The sequence below is a fragment of the Cellulomonas sp. Root485 genome (assembly GCF_001426705.1).
Taxonomy (GTDB): Bacteria; Actinomycetota; Actinomycetes; order Actinomycetales; family Cellulomonadaceae; genus Cellulomonas.
Genome location: NZ_LMFC01000001.1, coordinates 1,775,682 through 1,792,419, shown reverse-complemented (window position 1 = coordinate 1,792,419; position 16,738 = coordinate 1,775,682). Strand labels below are relative to the sequence as shown.

The following is a 16,738-nucleotide window of genomic DNA, read 5'->3' as shown; positions in this document are numbered from 1 at the left end:
GCACCGGGACGGTCGGATAGGGTGAGCGCAGAACCGAGCACGAAGGGCACCACACTGATGGCTGACAACACCCTCGCGCACCGCGCGCAGAACGCCACGACGACCGAGACGATGCACCTGCCGCCGACGGCCGCCCCGACCAACCACGGGAAGACGCTCGCCGCCTGGGTCACCACGTACTCGGTGGTCATCGCGTTCACCATCGCCGGCCTCGGCGTCCTGTTCGCGATGGTCTGGCTGTTCTGGCTCGGCATGGCGCTCGTCGCGGCCGGCCTGATCGCCGGCAAGGCGCTGCAGGCGTCCGGTCACGGTCAGGGCGGCGACAAGACGCGTGCCCGTCAGGCACGTACCGGCGGGCACTGACCCGCACCCAGCTCCACCGCCGCCCGGACAGGGTGAGCGCACGCGACCGAGGAGGACCGATGTCGACCCCCAACGAGCCGCAGAACCCGTACGGGAGCGGAGACCCACAGCCGCCGCAGGACCCCGGCGGGGCCCCGCAGTACCCCGCCGCACCACCGCCGTACTCCCAGGGACCAGCCGCGCCGCCTCCGTACCCGGGCGCCGGTGCGCCGCAGTACCCTTCCGCGGCCCCCTACGGCTCTGCTCCGAGCGGCTACGGGCAGCCTGGTGGTGGCTACGGCGCCGTCTACCCGAAGAACAGCCTCGCGGTCTGGTCGCTGGTGCTCGGCATCGTGTCGTTCGTGCTCTCGTGCGGCTTCCTCACCGGCATCCCGGCGGTGATCGTCGGCAACAACGCCAAGAAGGCGGTCGCGCGCGGCGAGGCGAACAACGGTGGCATGGCGACGGCCGGCGTCATCCTCGGCTGGATCGCGATCGCGCTCTCGGTGCTCGGCATCATCCTCTTCGCCGTGCTGTTCGCGAACGCCGACTTCCGGGACGCGTTCAACGAGGGCTACAACTCGGGCTACTGACGTGCCGACCGTCGACGACGGTCCGCAGGTACTGCCGACCGGCCCGCTGCCGTCCGACGCACCCGCGTCGGACGCGGCGGGCCGTCGTGCGTCCCTGGTGGCACCGCTCGTCACCGCGGGGGTGGTCGCGGCCGCGACGGTGCTGCTCGCCGTGCGGGACCCGCACGTGACGGGGAGCTACGGAGGCTGCCCGCTGTTCGCGCTGACGGGCATCCTGTGCCCGGCGTGCGGCGGGCTGCGGGCGACCCACGACCTGGCGCACGCCGACCTGGCCGGAGCCTGGTCGATGAACCCGCTGTGGGTGCTCGCCGTGCCGCTCGTGGTCGCGCTGTGGGGGCGCTGGGTCGCCCGCGCGGCGCGAGGTCGCCGCGTGGGGCCCGCACCCACCTGGGCGGCGTGGCTGCTCCTGGTGGTGGTGGTCGGGTTCGGGGTGGCGCGCAACCTCCCTGTGCTGGCTCCGTGGCTGGCTCCGTGAGGAGGCGTGTCCCAGCAACTGACCTGTGGTCGGGGTCACTCCGGGACCGTTCTACGATGGCTCACTGGACCGCCGCCACGACCGACGGCGAGCAGCAGGTCCGGAACCGACCGGGGGAGAAGGTGAGTTCTCGATGACCGTGCTGGACGACATCGTCGCGGGAGTCAGGCAGGACCTCGCCGTCCGGGAGCAGGCCACGCCGCTCGCGACGGTGAAGGAGCGGGCCCGCCGCCGAGAGTCCGCGATCGAGTGCGTGGGTCGCCTGCGCGCCGAGGACGCGGTCCGGGTGATCGCCGAGGTGAAGCGCTCGAGCCCCAGCAAGGGAGCGCTCGCCACCATCAAGGACCCCGCGGCCCTCGCGGCCGAGTACGAGAAGGGTGGCGCCGCGGTCATCTCGGTGCTCACCGAGGAGCGCCGGTTCCACGGCTCGCTGGCGGACCTCGACGCCGTCCGCGCCCGGGTGGACATCCCGGTCCTGCGCAAGGACTTCGTCGTCACGCCGTACCAGGTGTGGGAGGCCCGCGCGCACGGCGCCGACCTCGTGCTCCTCATCGTGGCTGCCCTGGAGCAGACCGTGCTCGAGTCCCTCGTCGAGCGCGTGCACTCCCTGGGCATGACCGCCCTGGTCGAGGTGCACGACGTCGAGGAGGTCTCCCGGGCCGCCGACGCGGGTGCCCGCGTGATCGGCGTCAACGCCCGTGACCTGCGCTCGCTCGAGGTGGACCGCACCACGTTCGCCCGGGTGGCGCCGGCCATCCCGTCGCACATCGTCAAGATCGCCGAGTCCGGGGTCCGCGGGCCGCACGACGTCATGGACTACGCCCGCGCCGGTGCGGACGCCGTGCTCGTCGGCGAGGCGCTGGTCACGGACGACGCCCCGCGCGAGTCGGTCGCCGACCTCGTCGCAGCGGGTGCCCATCCGTCTCTGCGGGCGGTGCGCCAGTGACCGGTCGGCCGACCGTCGAGGCCCTGTCGGAGAAGCTGCTCGAGGCCACCGCGAGTGGCCCGCTGTCCACCCACGCCGGACCGTACTTCGGCGAGTTCGGCGGCCGGTTCGTGCCCGAGGCGCTGATCGCGGCGCTGGACGAGCTGGACACGGCGTACCACAAGGCGTTGGCGGACCCGGCGTTCGGGCGTGAGCTCGCGCGGTTGCACCGCACCTACACCGGCCGGCCCAGCCCGCTGACCGAGGTGCCGCGCTTCGCGCAGCACGTCGCGCCGGGCGTGCGGGTGTTCCTCAAGCGCGAGGACCTCAACCACACGGGCTCGCACAAGATCAACAACGTGCTCGGGCAGGCCCTGCTGGTCAAGCGCATGGGCAAGACGCGCGTGATCGCGGAGACGGGCGCGGGTCAGCACGGCGTGGCGACCGCGACGGCTGCCGCACTGCTCGACCTCGAGTGCGTCGTCTACATGGGCGAGGAGGACACGCGCCGGCAGGCGCTCAACGTCGCGCGCATGCGGCTGCTCGGCGCCGAGGTGATCCCCGTGACCATCGGGACGAGGACGCTCAAGGACGCGATCAACGAGGCGCTGCGCGACTGGGTGGCCAACGTCGACACGACGCACTACCTGCTCGGCACCGTCACGGGGCCGCACCCGTTCCCCGAGATGGTGCGCGACTTCCACAAGATCATCGGCGAGGAGGCCAAGGCGCAGCTCCTCGAGGAGATCGGGCGGCTGCCCGACGCGGTCGCCGCGTGCGTGGGCGGCGGGTCGAACGCGATGGGCATCTTCAACGCGTTCCTCGACGACCCGGGCGTGCGCCTCTTCGGCTTCGAGGCGGGCGGCGCGGGGATCTCCTCGGGCCGGCACGCCGCACGGTTCTCGGGCGGGGAGCCCGGGGTGCTGCACGGCGCCAAGTCGTACCTGCTGCAGGACGAGGACGGGCAGACGCTGCCCAGCCACTCGGTGTCGGCCGGTCTGGACTACCCGAGCGTCGGGCCCGAGCACGCCTGGCTGCACGACATCGGGCGTGCGGAGTACCGGCCGGTGACCGACGACGAGGCCATGGAGGCGTTCCGTATCCTGTGCCGGACCGAGGGGATCATCCCGGCGATCGAGTCCGCGCACGCCCTGGCGGGCGCCATCCAGCTGGGCGACGAGCTGGCGGGCTGGACCGGCGACGACGGCCACGAGCCGGTGCTGCTGATCAACCTCTCGGGACGCGGGGACAAGGACGTGGCCACCGCTGCGGCATGGTTCGACCTCATCGAGGACGAGCCCGTCGTGCTGGCTGATCAGGGAGAACAGCTGTGAGCGGCGCGGTTGCGGTCCGGTCCCAGGTGGCGGAGCACCTCGACGCCCTCGGGCGCCCGGCGCTGATCGGCTACCTGCCGGTGGGCTACCCGACGGTCGACGGGTCCGTGGCGGCTGTCCGCACGATGATCGACGCCGGCGCCGACGTCGTGGAGCTCGGCGTGCCGTACAGCGACCCCGTCATGGACGGTCCCACCGTCCAGCGCGCGGTCGACGCGGCGCTGGCCGGGGGGACCAAGGTGGGCGACACCATCCGCGCGGTCGAGCAGGTCGCCGGACGCGGTGCGCCCATCCTCGTGATGACGTACTGGAACCTGGTGCTGCGCTACGGGGTCGACGCGTTCGCGCGGGACCTCGCGGCAGCCGGCGGCGCCGGGCTCATCACTCCCGACCTCATCCCCGACGAGGCAGGCGACTGGATCGCCGCCTCGGACGCGCACGGCCTGGACCGCGTGTTCCTGGTCGCGCCCAGCTCGACGCCCGAGCGGCTGGCCTCCACGGCGGCCGCCTCCCGCGGGTTCGTCTACGCGGCCTCCACCATGGGCGTGACGGGCGAGCGCGCGACGGTCGGCTCGAAGGCGGAAGAGCTCGTCGCCCACACCCGCGCGGCCGGTGCCGAGCGCGTGTGTGTCGGGCTCGGCGTCTCCCGGCCCGAGCAGGCCGCCGAGATCGCCCGGTACGCCGACGGCGTGATCGTCGGCTCGGCGCTCGTGCGCACGCTGCTGGACGCGGCCGACGACGCGGCCGGGCGAGGAGCGTTGGCCCGCCTGACGGCTGACCTCGCCGAGGGCGTCCGGTCAGCGACGAGGAGCGCGCCGTGAGCGCCGTGCTGCCGCTCGCGATCCCGAGCCCGTCGACCGGCGTCTGGCACCTCGGCCCGTTCCCGCTGCGCGCGTACGCGTTCGCGATCCTGCTCGGCATCGTCGTGGCGCTGTGGATGACGCGGCGCCGGTGGATCGAGCGCGGGGGCGAGCCGGACACCACCCTGGAGATCGCGTTCTGGGCCGTGCCGTTCGGCATCGTCGGCGGCCGGATCTACCATGTGATCACCTCGCCCGACGCGTACTTCGGCGTCGGCGGGGACCCCGTCCGCGCCCTGTACATCTGGGAGGGCGGCCTCGGCATCTGGGGAGCGGTCGCGCTCGGGGGAGTCGGTGCCTGGATCGGCTGCCGCAGGCAGGGCGTCAGGCTCGCCCCGTGGGCCGACGCGCTGGCCCCCGGCCTGCTCGTGGCCCAGGCGATCGGCCGACTCGGCAACTGGTTCAACCAGGAGCTGTACGGCGGCCCGACGACACTGCCCTGGGGGCTGCGCATCGACGCCGCCCACATGCCCGTCGGCGACCCCGCGGGCACGCTGTACCACCCGACGTTCCTCTACGAGATGGTCTGGAACCTGGCCGGTGCGGCCCTGCTGATCTGGCTCGACCGCAAGCTCCAGCTCGGCTACGGGCGCGTGTTCCTGCTCTACGTCGTGATCTACACCAGCGGCCGGCTCTGGATCGAGATGCTCCGCATCGACCCGGCGCACGAGTTCCTGGGTCTGCGGATCAACGTCTGGACGTCGATCATCGTCGGCCTCGGGGCGCTGGTAGCGTTCGTGGTGGTCGGGCGCCGGCACCCAGGACGTGACACGACCCTCCTGCTGGCACCCCCCACCGTGCAGGACGACGAGGAGATCGCGACCGATCCCGCCCGCTGACCCGCGGGCGAGCGGTCACCCTGCTCCGCACCCGATGCGGGCGGTCCATCCACCGCGCTGTATCGTCACCATGACTGGGCCGACGACGTCCCCGTTCCCCCCTTGTTCGTGCAATTCCCCGACCTCGTCGGGGACCGTGAGGACGGTGCAGATGTCGACGTCGCCCGCGAGCCTTGGCGCAGTACGCGCGCCGCTGCCGCAGGGTCTCTACGACCCCGCTGCCGAGCACGACGCGTGCGGATTCGCCTTCGTCGCCACGCTGCGCGGCACACCCGGTCGGGACATCGTCGACGCGGGCCTGACCGCGCTGCTCAACCTTGACCACCGCGGTGCCGTGGGCGCCGAGGAGGACAGCGGAGACGGCGCCGGCATCCTCACGCAGATCCCCGACGCGTTCCTGCGCGACGTGGTCGACGCCGAGCTCCCGCCGGCCGGCTTCTACGCGATCGGCATGGCGTTCCTGCCCGTCGACGAGACGGAGCAGCGCGTCGCCGTCGCGGCCCTGGAGTCCATCGCGGCCGAGGAGAAGCTCGACGTCCTGGCGTGGCGCGAGGTCGTGGTGACGGCGGACCTCGTCGGACCGACGGCGCGGGCCTCCATGCCCGTGTTCCGCCAGCTCGTCGTCGCGGACCCGTCCCGGGAGCTGTCCGGCATCGACCTGGACCGCCGCGCCTACCGCCTGCGCAAGCGCGCGGAGCGGGAGCACGGCCTGTACTTCGCGTCGTTGTCGGCCCGCACGATCGCGTACAAGGGCATGCTGACCACCGGGCAGCTCGAGCCGTTCTTCGCGGACCTGTCGGACCCGCGGTACGCCTCCGAGATCGCGCTGGTGCACTCGCGCTTCTCGACGAACACGTTCCCCTCGTGGCCGCTCGCGCAGCCGTTCCGGATGATCGCCCACAACGGCGAGATCAACACCGTCCGTGGCAACCGCAACTGGATGGCGGCCCGCGAGGGCACGCTGGCGAGCGACGAGCTGGGTGACCTGGCGCCGCTGCTGCCGGTCTGTACGCCCGGCGGCTCGGACTCGGGCAGCTTCGACGAGGTGCTCGAGCTGCTGCACCTGGCGGGGCGGACCCTGCCGCACGCGGTCATGATGATGATCCCGGAGGCGTGGGAGAACCACGCCCAGATGGAGCCGTCGCGCCGCGCGTTCTACGAGTACCACTCGACCCTTATGGAGCCGTGGGACGGGCCGGCGGCGATCACGTTCACGGACGGCACCCTGATCGGCTCGGTGCAGGACCGCAACGGGCTGCGCCCCGGCCGGTACTGGGTGACCGAGGACGGGCTGGTCGTGTGCGCGTCGGAGGCCGGGGTGCTCGACATCGACCCCGCGACGATCGTGGCGAAGGGCCGTCTCGAGCCCGGCCGCATGTTCCTCGTGGACACCGGCAAGGGCCGGATCATCGACGACCAGGAGATCAAGTCCTCCCTGGCCGCGCAGCGTCCGTACGCGGACTGGGTGCGGGACAACTCCGTGTACCTCCAGCAGCTGCCCGAGCGCGAGCACGTGGCCCACTCGGCCGCGTCGGTGCGTCGCCGGCAGCGTGCCTTCGGGTACACCGAGGAGGAGCTGAAGATCCTGCTCAGCCCCATGGCCGCCGCGGGCGCGGAGCCGCTGGGTGCGATGGGCTCGGACACGCCGGTCGCGGTGCTCTCGACCCGGCCGCGGATGCTCTTCGACTACTTCACGCAGATGTTCGCCCAGGTGACCAACCCGCCGCTGGACGCCATCCGGGAGGAGCTGGTGACCGCGATCGGCGGCGCCATCGGCCCGGAGCCCAACCTCCTGGAGGACGGCCCGGGGCACGCCCGCAAGCTGATCCTGCCGTTCCCCGTGATCGACAACGACCAGCTGGCGAAGATCGTGCACGTCGCCAAGTCGCCGTCGCTCGGCTACCGGTCGACCATCATCCGCGGGCTCTACAAGGTCAGCGGTGGGGGAGAGGCCCTCGAGGCGCGTCTCGAGGAGATCTTCGCCGAGGTCGACGCGGCCGTCGCCGACGGTGTGAGCTTCCTGGTCCTGTCGGACCGGAACTCGGACGCGGACCTGGCGCCCATCCCGTCGCTGCTGCTGCTCAGCGCGGTGCACCACCACACGCTGCGCCGGCACACGCGCACGCAGATCTCGCTCGTCGTCGAGGCCGGTGACGTGCGCGAGGTGCACCACGTCGCGCTGCTGATCGGCTACGGCGCGGCGGCCGTCAACCCGTACCTCGCGATGGAGACCGTCGAGGACCTCGCGCGGGCCGGCTACCTCACGGGCGTCGGTCCGGAGAAGGCCGTCGCCAACCTGATCAAGGCGCTCGGCAAGGGCGTGCTCAAGGTGATGTCGAAGATGGGCATCTCCACGATCGCGTCCTATCGCGGTGCGCAGGTGTTCGAGGCCATCGGGCTGTCGCAGCCGCTGGTGGACAAGTACTTCACGGGCACCACGAGCCGCCTCGGCGGCATCGGCCTGGACGTCATCGCGGCCGAGGTCGCGGCGCGGCACGCGGACGCCTACCCCGCCAGCGGCAACCGGCAGGCGCACCTGCGGCTCGCGGTCGGTGGCGAGTACCAGTGGCGCCGGGACGGCGAGGACCACCTGTTCGACCCGGAGACGGTGTTCCGGCTCCAGCACTCCACGCGGACGCGGCAGTTCGACGTCTTCCAGCAGTACACCAACCGGGTGGACGAGCAGTCGTCGCGCCTGATGACCCTGCGCGGTCTGCTGGCCTTCAAGGAGGGCGAGCGCACCCCCGTCCCGCTGGACGAGGTCGAGCCGGTCAGCGAGATCGTCAAGCGCTTCAACACGGGGGCGATGTCGTACGGCTCGATCTCCATGGAGGCGCACGAGACGCTCGCGATCGCCATGAACAGCATCGGTGGCAAGTCGAACACCGGTGAGGGCGGCGAGGACCCGGAGCGCCTGCACGACCCGGCGCGCCGGTCGGCCATCAAGCAGATCGCCTCCGGCCGGTTCGGCGTCACCAGCGAGTACCTGACCAACGCGGACGACATCCAGATCAAGCTCGCCCAGGGCGCCAAGCCCGGCGAGGGCGGTCAGCTGCCCGGCAACAAGGTGTACCCGTGGATCGGCCGGACCCGGCACTCGACGCCCGGGGTGGGCCTCATCTCGCCGCCGCCGCACCACGACATCTACTCGATCGAGGACCTGGCGCAGCTGATCCACGACGCCAAGAACGCGAACCCGCGCGCCCGGATCCACACCAAGCTCGTCAGCGAGTTCGGTGTCGGCACGATCGCGGCGGGCGTGGCCAAGGCGCACTCGGACGTCGTGCTCATCTCGGGTCACGACGGCGGCACCGGCGCGAGCCCGCTGACGTCGCTCAAGCACGCGGGCACCCCGTGGGAGATCGGTCTCGCGGAGACGCAGCAGACCCTGGTGCTCAACAACCTGCGCGACCGCGTGGTCGTCCAGGTGGACGGCCAGCTCAAGACCGGCCGCGACGTGGTGATCGGTGCGCTGCTCGGCGCCGAGGAGTTCGGCTTCGCCACCGCGCCGCTCGTCGTCTCCGGCTGCGTCATGATGCGCGTCTGCCACCTCGACACCTGCCCGGTGGGTGTCGCCACGCAGAACCCGGAGCTGCGCGCGCGGTTCACCGGCAAGCCCGAGTTCGTCGTGACCTTCATGGAGTTCATCGCCGAGGAGGTCCGGGCGCTGCTTGCGCAGCTGGGCTTCCGCACGCTGCTGGAGGCCGTCGGCCACGTCGAGCTCCTGGACACGCGTGCGGCGATCGACCACTGGAAGGCCTCGGGTCTGGACCTGGCGCCGGTGCTCGCCGTCCCGTCGCCCGTCGCCGGCACGGAGCTGCACCACACCAAGGACCAGGACCACGGTCTGGACCGTGCGCTCGACAACCGCCTGATCGCGCTCGCCGGCGACGCCCTCGAGCGCAGCGAGCCGGTCCGGATCGACCTGCCGGTCCGCAACGTCAACCGGACGGTCGGCACGATGCTCGGCCACGAGGTGACCAAGCGCTTCGGCGGGGCCGGGCTGCCGGACGACACCATCGACGTCACGCTCACCGGGTCGGCCGGCCAGTCGTTCGGCGCGTTCCTGCCGCGGGGCATCACGCTGCGGCTGTTCGGCGACGCCAACGACTACGTCGGCAAGGGGCTGTCCGGCGGGCGCATCGTGGTGCGTCCCGACCGCAACGCCGCCCTGTCGAGCGAGCACAACGTGGTGGCCGGCAACGTCATCGGCTACGGCGCGACCACCGGGCAGGTCTTCCTGCGCGGCCTGGTCGGCGAGCGGTTCGGCGTCCGGAACTCCGGCGCCACGCTGGTCGTCGAGGGCGTGGGTGACCACGGGTGCGAGTACATGACCGGTGGGACCGTCCTGGTGCTCGGCCGGACCGGCCGCAACTTCGGCGCGGGCATGTCCGGAGGCACGGCCTACGTGCTGGACCTGGTGCCCGCCCTGGTGAACGTCGACGCCGTGCGCACGAACGAGCTCGCGCTCGACCCGCTCGACGACGAGGACGCCGTGGTGGTGCAGACGCTCCTGCGCGCGCACCTCGACGAGACCGGCTCGCCGGTCGCCGCCCAGCTGCTCGAGGACTTCCCCTCGACCCGGGCGCGGTTCACGCGCCTGCTGCCCACCGAGTACGCCCGCGTCCGCCGCGCTCTCGCGCAGGCCGAGGCCGACGGCCTCGACCCCGCCGCGCCCGGCGTGTGGGACCAGATCCTGGAGGTGGCCCGTGGCTGACCCCCGCGGCTTCCTGAAGGTGCGGGACCGTGAGCTCCCGCCCAACCGCCCCGTCGAGGTCCGCCTGCGCGACTGGAAGGACGTCCACGAGCACCTGCAGGACGGCCAGCCGTACCTCAAGGAGCAGGCGGGCCGCTGCATGGACTGCGGCATCCCGTTCTGCCACAACGGCTGCCCGCTCGGGAACCTCATCCCCGAGTGGAACGACCTGGTGTGGCGCGGGCAGTGGTCGGACGCCATCGACCGCCTGCACGCGACCAACAACTTCCCGGAGTTCACGGGTCGCATCTGCCCGGCACCGTGCGAGTCGAGCTGCGTGCTGGGCATCAACCAGCCGCCCGTGACCATCAAGAACGTCGAGGTCTCGATCATCGACGAGGCGTTCGAGCGCGGGTACGTCACGCCGCAGGTGCCGCAGCGCCTCACCGGCCACACGGTCGCCGTCGTCGGCTCGGGCCCGGCGGGCCTGGCTGCCGCGCAGCAGCTGACGCGGGCGGGGCACACCGTCGCGGTGTACGAGCGCGACGACGCCATCGGCGGTCTGCTGCGCTACGGCGTGCCGGACTTCAAGCTCGAGAAGGTCCACATCGACCGCCGTCTGGCGCAGATGGATGCCGAGGGCACCCGGTTCCGGCCCGGCGTCGAGGTGGGTCGGGACGTCACGTGGCCGCAGCTCCAGGCGCGCTACGACGCGATCGTGATCGCCACCGGTGCGACCGTGCCGCGCGAGCTGAAGGTGCCGGGCAAGGAGCTGGGCGGCGTGCACGTCGCCATGGAGTTCCTGCACCAGGCCAACGCGGTCGCCGCGGGCAAGCCGGTCGCGGACCAGATCACCGCCGAGGGCAAGCACGTCATCATCATCGGTGGCGGCGACACCGGCTCGGACTGCCTCGGCACCGCGCTGCGGCAGGGTGCGGCGTCGGTGACGACGCTCGCCATCGGCAAGCGCCCGCCGCTGGAGCGTCCCGAGCACCAGCCGTGGCCCACCGACCCGATCCTGTTCGAGGTGTCGTCCTCGCACGCCGAGGGCGGCGACCGCGACTACCTCGCGTCCACCGTCGAGTTCGTCGGCGACGAGTCCGGCACCGTGCGGGCGCTCACGCTGGCGAGGACCGAGTACCTGTCCGACGGTCGCCGCGTGCCCACGCCGGGCACGGAGCGCGAGATCCCGGCGGACCTGGTCCTGGTCGCGATGGGCTTCACCGGCCCCGAGGTCGACCCGCTCACCGAGCAGATCGGCATCGAGCTGACCTCGCGCGGGCTCGTCGCACGCTCCGACGACTACGCGACGACCGTCCCCGGCGTGTTCGTCGCGGGGGACGCGGGCCGTGGCCAGTCACTCATCGTGTGGGCGATCGCCGAGGGCCGCGCAGCAGCGGCCGCCGTCGACACCTACCTGTCCGGCAGCACCGAGCTGCCCGCCCCGGTCACCGCCAGCACCGTGGCGCTGCGCCCCTGAACCCACCCTCGACCGAGTCGCGTACCGGGCCGGCCACAGGGTCGGATCGGGACTTTCGGTCCGTCCCCGTGAAAACACGAAAGGCATAGGCTCGCTGTCATGCGTAGAGCAAAGATCGTTTGTACCATCGGCCCCGCCACAGAGTCTGCCGAGCAGATCCAGGCCCTCGTCGACGCCGGGATGGACGTGGCGCGGCTCAACCGCAGCCACGGCGACACCGAGGTCCACAAGCGCGTGTACGACAACGTCCGAGCCGCTGCCAAGGCTTCCGGGCGCTCCGTCGCCGTGCTCGTCGACCTGCAGGGTCCCAAGATCCGCCTCGGCCGGTTCACCGCGGGCAAGCACGACCTCGCCGTCGGTGACACCTTCACCATCACGACCGAGGACGTCGAGGGCACCAAGGAGCTCGTCTCCACGACCCACAAGGGCCTCACGGACGACGCTCGGGTCGGCGACCCGATCCTCATCGACGACGGCAAGGTCCTGGTCCGCGTGACCGCCGTCGAGGGCCCCCGCGTGGTCACCCGCGTCGAGGTTCCCGGCACCGTCTCCAACAACAAGGGCCTCAACCTGCCGGGCGTGGCCGTCTCTGTGCCCGCGATGAGCGACAAGGACGCGGACGACCTGCGCTGGGCCCTCAACGTCGGCGCCGACATCATCGCCCTGTCGTTCGTGCGCTCCGCCGCCGACTACGACGATGTGCGCCGGATCATGGAGGAGGAGAACCGGGTCGTCCCGGTCATCGCCAAGATCGAGAAGCCGCAGGCCGTCGAGAACCTCGCCGAGATCATCGCCGCGTTCGACGGCATCATGGTGGCCCGCGGGGACCTGGGCGTCGAGCTGCCGCTCGAGCAGGTGCCGCTGGTGCAGAAGCGTGCGGTCGAGCTGGCCCGTCGCAACGCCAAGCCGGTCATCGTGGCCACGCAGGTGCTCGAGTCCATGACGAACAACCCGCGGCCCACCCGCGCCGAGACCTCGGACTGCGCCAACGCGGTGCTCGACGGTGCCGACGCGGTCATGCTCTCGGGCGAGACGAGCGTGGGCGACTACCCGATCGAGACCGTGCGCACGATGGCGCGGATCATCGAGGCGACCGAGGAGCTGGGCCGCGAGCGGATCGCGCCCCTGGGCTCGACGCCGCACACGCGCGGTGGGGCGATCACCCGTGCCGCCGCGGAGATCGGCGAGACGCTCGACGTCAAGTACCTGGTGACGTTCACGCAGTCGGGCGACTCGGCGCGGCGCATGTCGCGTCTGCGCTCGGCGATCCCGCTGCTCGCGTTCACGCCCGTCGACGACGTGCGCAACGTGCTGTCGCTCAGCTGGGGCGTCCAGACGTACAACGTGCCCTCGGTCGAGAACACCGACGCGATGGTGAGCCAGGTGGACTCGACGCTGCGGGCCAACGGTCTGGCGGAGGTCGGCGACTACGTCGTCGTCGTCGCCGGTGCGCCGGTGGGCGTGGTCGGCTCGACCAACTCGATCGTCGTGCACAAGATCGGTGACGAGGAGAACGCGACCGGTCGCGTCGCCTGACGCCCCTCGTTCGTCGTACGACCCGTTCGGCCCCGCGCCCTGCACGCGGGGCCGAACCTCGTCCGGGGAGGTTCTCAGACCTGGACGGGGAACGTCACGAGCACGGCCACGGTGCTGAGCAGGACGACGCCGCCGATCGCGATCATCGCGGTGCGCTTGCGGGGGGAGCCCAGCTTGGAGCCGATGCCGGAGAAGAAGAGGACCGACGCGCACAGGACGGTGGCCAGCACGTAGTGGTCCTTGCGCTCGATGGCGACCCGGGCCAGGGCTGCGGAGCGTTCGGACGCCTTGTCGAGCCGGACCGACTCGGTCGTCGAGGCCAGCACGTACTCGTCCATCGCGAACGGGCTGGGCGGCGCGTCGGGGTCGGTGAGCGGGTCCTCGGCCAGCCAGGCGTGCACCGCGGGCTGGAACTCGGCTCGGAACCTCTCGAAGAGGAACCCGGAGTACTGGTCCGGGTCGGGCACGTACGGCTCCGGCAGGACGGCGTCGCCCTCGGCGTGCAGGGCCGCGAGCCAGTCCGTGAACAGCAGCACGTCGATGGTGGTCTGCTGGCCCGCGAGGGTCGCGGCCTGGTTGGACTCGGCGCGCTCACGGGAGGCGGCGCTGTAGGCGATGGCCTGGACGCCGCCCCACTGGCTGCTCTGGAACGCCGACCAGGCGGTCAGCACCGTCGCGACGGCGAGCAGGATCGTCGCGATCAGGTCGAGATGGCGATACCAGCCGGACTCTGTGACCTGCGCAGGCTCAGCGGTCTCGCCCACTGCCCACCCCCTCGGTTTCCGGCAGCGTAGCGCCTGGTCCGTAGCGGTGAACGGGCTGGTGGTGGTACCTCTGGGGTCCGGTCGTCCGGGCTCGGAGGACGTGGCGCAGATGGGGAGCGGTGCCCGATGACCCAGAAGTCCGGCGGAGCGGCGGGGCTCGTCCTGTTCACGCTCGCCACCGCGCAGTTCCTCATGACGCTCGACAGCTCGGTGATGAACGTGTCCATCGCGCAGGTGGCCGCGGACGTCGGCACGACCGTGACGGGCATCCAGACGGCGATCACGCTCTACACGCTCGTGATGGCGAGCATGATGATCACCGGCGGGAAGATCGGCAGCCTGATCGGCCGCAGGCGGGCGTTCGCGATCGGGTGCGTGATCTACGCGTGCGGCTCGTTCGTCACGTCGATCGCGCAGAGCCTCACGGTGCTGATCATCGGCTGGTCGGTGCTCGAAGGGCTCGGGGCGGCGCTGATCATGCCGGCGATCGTCGCGCTGGTGGCGTCGAACTTCGCGTCGAAGGACCGCCCGAGGGCCTACGGCCTGGTCGCCTCGGCGGGCGCCATCGCGGTGGCGGCCGGACCGCTGATCGGCGGGTTCGTCACCACCTACTGGACCTGGCGCTACGTGTTCGCCGGCGAGGTCGTGCTGGTCATCGGCATCCTCGCGCTCACCCGCAAGCTGGCCGACGCCGAGCCGGAGGCGCGGTTCCGCCTCGACTACCTCGGCTCCGTCCTGTCGGCCCTCGGCCTCGGGCTGGCGGTCTTCGGGGTGCTGCGCTCGGGGGAGTGGGGGTGGGTCCTCACGCGTGAGGGAGGTCCGTCCTGGCTCGGCCTGTCACCGACCATCTGGTTGGTGCTGGCCGGCATCGTCGTCCTGCGGCTGTTCTTCTCGTGGGAGAACCGGATGGTCGCTGCTGGTCGTGAGCCGCTCGTGCGCCCTGCGATGCTGCGCAACGCCCGGCTCGCGGGCGGCCTGACGATGTTCTTCTTCCAGTTCATGATCCAGGCCGGGCTGTTCTTCGTCGTGCCGCTCTTCCTGTCGATCGCGCTGGGCCTGACCGCTCTGCAGACCGGCGTCCGGCTGCTGCCGCTGTCCGTGTCCCTGCTGGTCGCCGCCGTCGGGATCCCGCGGTTCTTCCCGACCGCCTCCCCGCGGGAGGTGGTCCGCTGGGGCCTGGTGAGCATGCTGCTGGGCATCGTCGCGCTCATGGGTGCGCTCGAGGTGGGGGCGGGCGCGGAGATCGTCGCCGTGCCGCTGCTGCTGGCCGGGTTCGGCGTGGGGGCGCTGTCGTCGCAGCTCGGGGCGGTGACCGTCTCGGCCGTGGCGGACAAGGACGCGGGCGACGTCGGTGGGGTGCAGAACACGATGACCAACCTGGGGGCGTCGCTGGGCACCGCGGTCGCCGGGTCGATCCTCATCGCGACGCTGACGTCGACCCTGCTCGTCGGTCTCGGCTCCAACCCCGGGGTGAGCGCCGAGGTCGCGCAGACCGCGAGCGTCCAGCTGGCGTCGGGCGTGCCCTTCGTCTCCGACGCGCAGCTGGAGACGGCGCTCGACGAAGCCGGGCTCCCTCCTGACGAGGTCGAGGCGGTGGTCGCGGAGAACGAGTCCGCCCGGATCGACGCCCTGCGCGCGAGCCTCGCGGTGCTCGCCGTGATCGCGGCCCTCGCGCTCTACTTCTCCCGCCTTCTGCCCACCGCGCCGGTGGGGTCGGAGCCGGTCGGCTCGGCCGGGCCGCCGGACGAGGCGTCCTCAGAGGTGGAGCCGGTAGAACCGGAACATCTCGTGGTCGACGGGGAGGACCTCGACGCGCGAGAACCCGGCTGACTCGGCGTAGCCGGCGAGGACGGACGGGCGCATCACGGTCCCCGTCCCGACGCCTCCCGGGGTCGACAGACCGTCCGGCAGGCAGCACACGATGGAGTACCCGTACAGCAGCCGCTCCACGGGGTCGGCGGGTGCGGCGAACGACTCGGCGGTCCGCTCGTCCATGACCAGCACGTAGCCGTCGTCGCGCGCGATCGCCCGCATCGCCGCCAGCACGCCCACGGGGTCCGGCATGTCGTGGACGCACTCGTAGGCCATGACGACGTCGAACGCGCCGGCACGGCTCTCGTGCAGCCGGGCGGCGTCGACGGCCGAGAACGTGACGCGGCCGTCGAGCCCACGGCCGGCGGCGTGCCCGTTCGCGGCCGCCACGGACGGCTCGTCGACGTCGAAGCCCTCGAACGTCGACGTCGGGAACGCGGCTGCCAGGCCGATCGACGACCATCCCTCGCCGGTGCCGATGTCCGCGACGCGTGCGGCACCGGCCAGGAGGGTGTGCAGCTCGGGGATGGTGGGGATGATCTGACGGGGCAGCTCGTCCAGGAAGAGCGGGCGGTTGAGCGCGGCCTGGGCGGTGCGGGCGTCGTCCCCGAACTGTGACCAGCTGACGCCGCCGCCCGCACGGGAGGCCGCCGCGAGGTCGTCGATCCGACGGCACGCCGCGATCACGAACCCCGCCACGGGTGCCACGTGCAGCGGGCTGTCGGGATCGGTCAGGACCGGGACGGCCCCGGGTGCGACGCGGTACCCACGCTGGGTCGCGCCGAGAGCAGGGTCGTCCTCCACGAGCAACCAGCCGCCCACGGCCTGCTGCTCCAGCCACTCACGCACGTAGCGCTCCTGGGTGCCGGTCCGGGCTGCCAGGTCGACGGACGTGAGCGGCCCGTCGTCGACGAGCGCCTGGTACCAGCCGAGGCTGCGGCCGAGATGGATCGCCACCAGGTCCATCCCGCCGAGGGTGGCGGCCAGGAGCCTGTCGGCGAAGACCGCAGGTTCGGCGTCGGCTGCTGGGGTCTCGAAGAGGTCGGTGCTCATGGTTCCTCCCGGCGGTGCGCGAATCTCCC

The 16,738-nt window shown here is 71.9% G+C and carries 13 protein-coding genes; 11 read left to right on the top strand and 2 right to left on the bottom strand.

Translation table 11 applies throughout. The annotated features are described in order from the left end of the window. Nucleotides 1-57: 57 nt before the first annotated feature. The 10 genes from ASD16_RS08185 (at nt 58) to pyk (ending at nt 13,080) form a co-directional block, all read left to right on the top strand. On the top strand, nt 58-363 hold the full coding sequence (locus tag ASD16_RS08185; protein WP_055915208.1) for an HGxxPAAW family protein: 306 nt from the start codon (nt 58-60) through the stop codon (nt 361-363). A gap of 59 nt (nt 364-422) precedes the next feature. Next, complete coding sequence (locus ASD16_RS08180; protein WP_055915205.1) at nt 423-935, top strand: DUF4190 domain-containing protein; 513 nt, start codon at nt 423-425, stop codon at nt 933-935. 1 nt (nt 936) lies between these two features. Beyond that, nucleotides 937-1,410 carry a DUF2752 domain-containing protein gene (locus ASD16_RS08175; RefSeq protein ID WP_235523170.1) on the top strand — a complete coding sequence of 158 codons (474 nt, stop codon included), beginning with the start codon at nt 937-939 and terminating at the stop codon, nt 1,408-1,410. Nucleotides 1,411-1,543: 133 nt separating this feature from the next. Further along, entirely contained in the window at nt 1,544-2,356 is an 813-nt protein-coding gene (trpC, locus tag ASD16_RS08170) for an indole-3-glycerol phosphate synthase TrpC (RefSeq protein WP_055915203.1), read from the top strand. A 35-nt stretch (nt 2,357-2,391) separates the two neighbouring features. Continuing rightward, nucleotides 2,392-3,669 (top strand): tryptophan synthase subunit beta, encoded by a 1,278-nt coding sequence (trpB, locus tag ASD16_RS08165; protein WP_200942913.1) that lies wholly within the window; start codon nt 2,392-2,394, stop codon nt 3,667-3,669. Next, entirely contained in the window at nt 3,666-4,490 is an 825-nt protein-coding gene (trpA, locus tag ASD16_RS08160; RefSeq protein WP_055915200.1) for a tryptophan synthase subunit alpha, read from the top strand. The genes trpB and trpA overlap by 4 nt, the downstream gene beginning before the upstream one ends. Then, nucleotides 4,487-5,368 carry a prolipoprotein diacylglyceryl transferase gene (lgt, locus tag ASD16_RS08155; RefSeq protein ID WP_055915196.1) on the top strand — a complete coding sequence of 294 codons (882 nt, stop codon included), beginning with the start codon at nt 4,487-4,489 and terminating at the stop codon, nt 5,366-5,368. Before trpA ends, lgt begins: the two co-directional genes overlap by 4 nt. A 151-nt stretch (nt 5,369-5,519) precedes the next feature. Next, nucleotides 5,520-10,085, top strand: a complete 4,566-nt coding sequence (gltB, locus tag ASD16_RS08150) for a glutamate synthase large subunit (protein ID WP_055915194.1) — start codon at nt 5,520-5,522, stop codon at nt 10,083-10,085. Then, the gene (locus ASD16_RS08145) at nt 10,078-11,544 is read left to right on the top strand and encodes a glutamate synthase subunit beta (RefSeq protein ID WP_055915190.1); all 1,467 of its coding nucleotides are present in this window, start codon (nt 10,078-10,080) and stop codon (nt 11,542-11,544) included. The genes gltB and ASD16_RS08145 overlap by 8 nt, the downstream gene beginning before the upstream one ends. 99 nt (nt 11,545-11,643) lie before the next feature. Beyond that, on the top strand, nt 11,644-13,080 hold the full coding sequence (gene pyk, locus ASD16_RS08140; protein WP_055915188.1) for a pyruvate kinase: 1,437 nt from the start codon (nt 11,644-11,646) through the stop codon (nt 13,078-13,080). Nucleotides 13,081-13,154: 74 nt separating this feature from the next. Here pyk and ASD16_RS08135 read toward each other — a convergent pair whose 3' ends face one another. Then, on the bottom strand, nt 13,155-13,844 hold the full coding sequence (locus ASD16_RS08135) for a hypothetical protein (RefSeq protein WP_055915185.1): 690 nt from the start codon (nt 13,842-13,844) through the stop codon (nt 13,155-13,157). Between the two features lie 126 nt (nt 13,845-13,970). Between ASD16_RS08135 and ASD16_RS08130 the strand changes: the two genes are divergently transcribed. After that, nucleotides 13,971-15,674, top strand: a complete 1,704-nt coding sequence (locus tag ASD16_RS08130) for an MFS transporter (RefSeq protein ID WP_082570652.1) — start codon at nt 13,971-13,973, stop codon at nt 15,672-15,674. Here the strand turns inward: ASD16_RS08130 and ASD16_RS08125 are convergent. Next, nucleotides 15,600-16,709, bottom strand: coding sequence for a class I SAM-dependent methyltransferase (locus ASD16_RS08125; protein WP_055915182.1), 1,110 nt, complete (start codon nt 16,707-16,709; stop codon nt 15,600-15,602). The genes ASD16_RS08130 and ASD16_RS08125 overlap by 75 nt on opposite strands. Between the last annotated feature and the right edge of the window lie 29 nt (nt 16,710-16,738).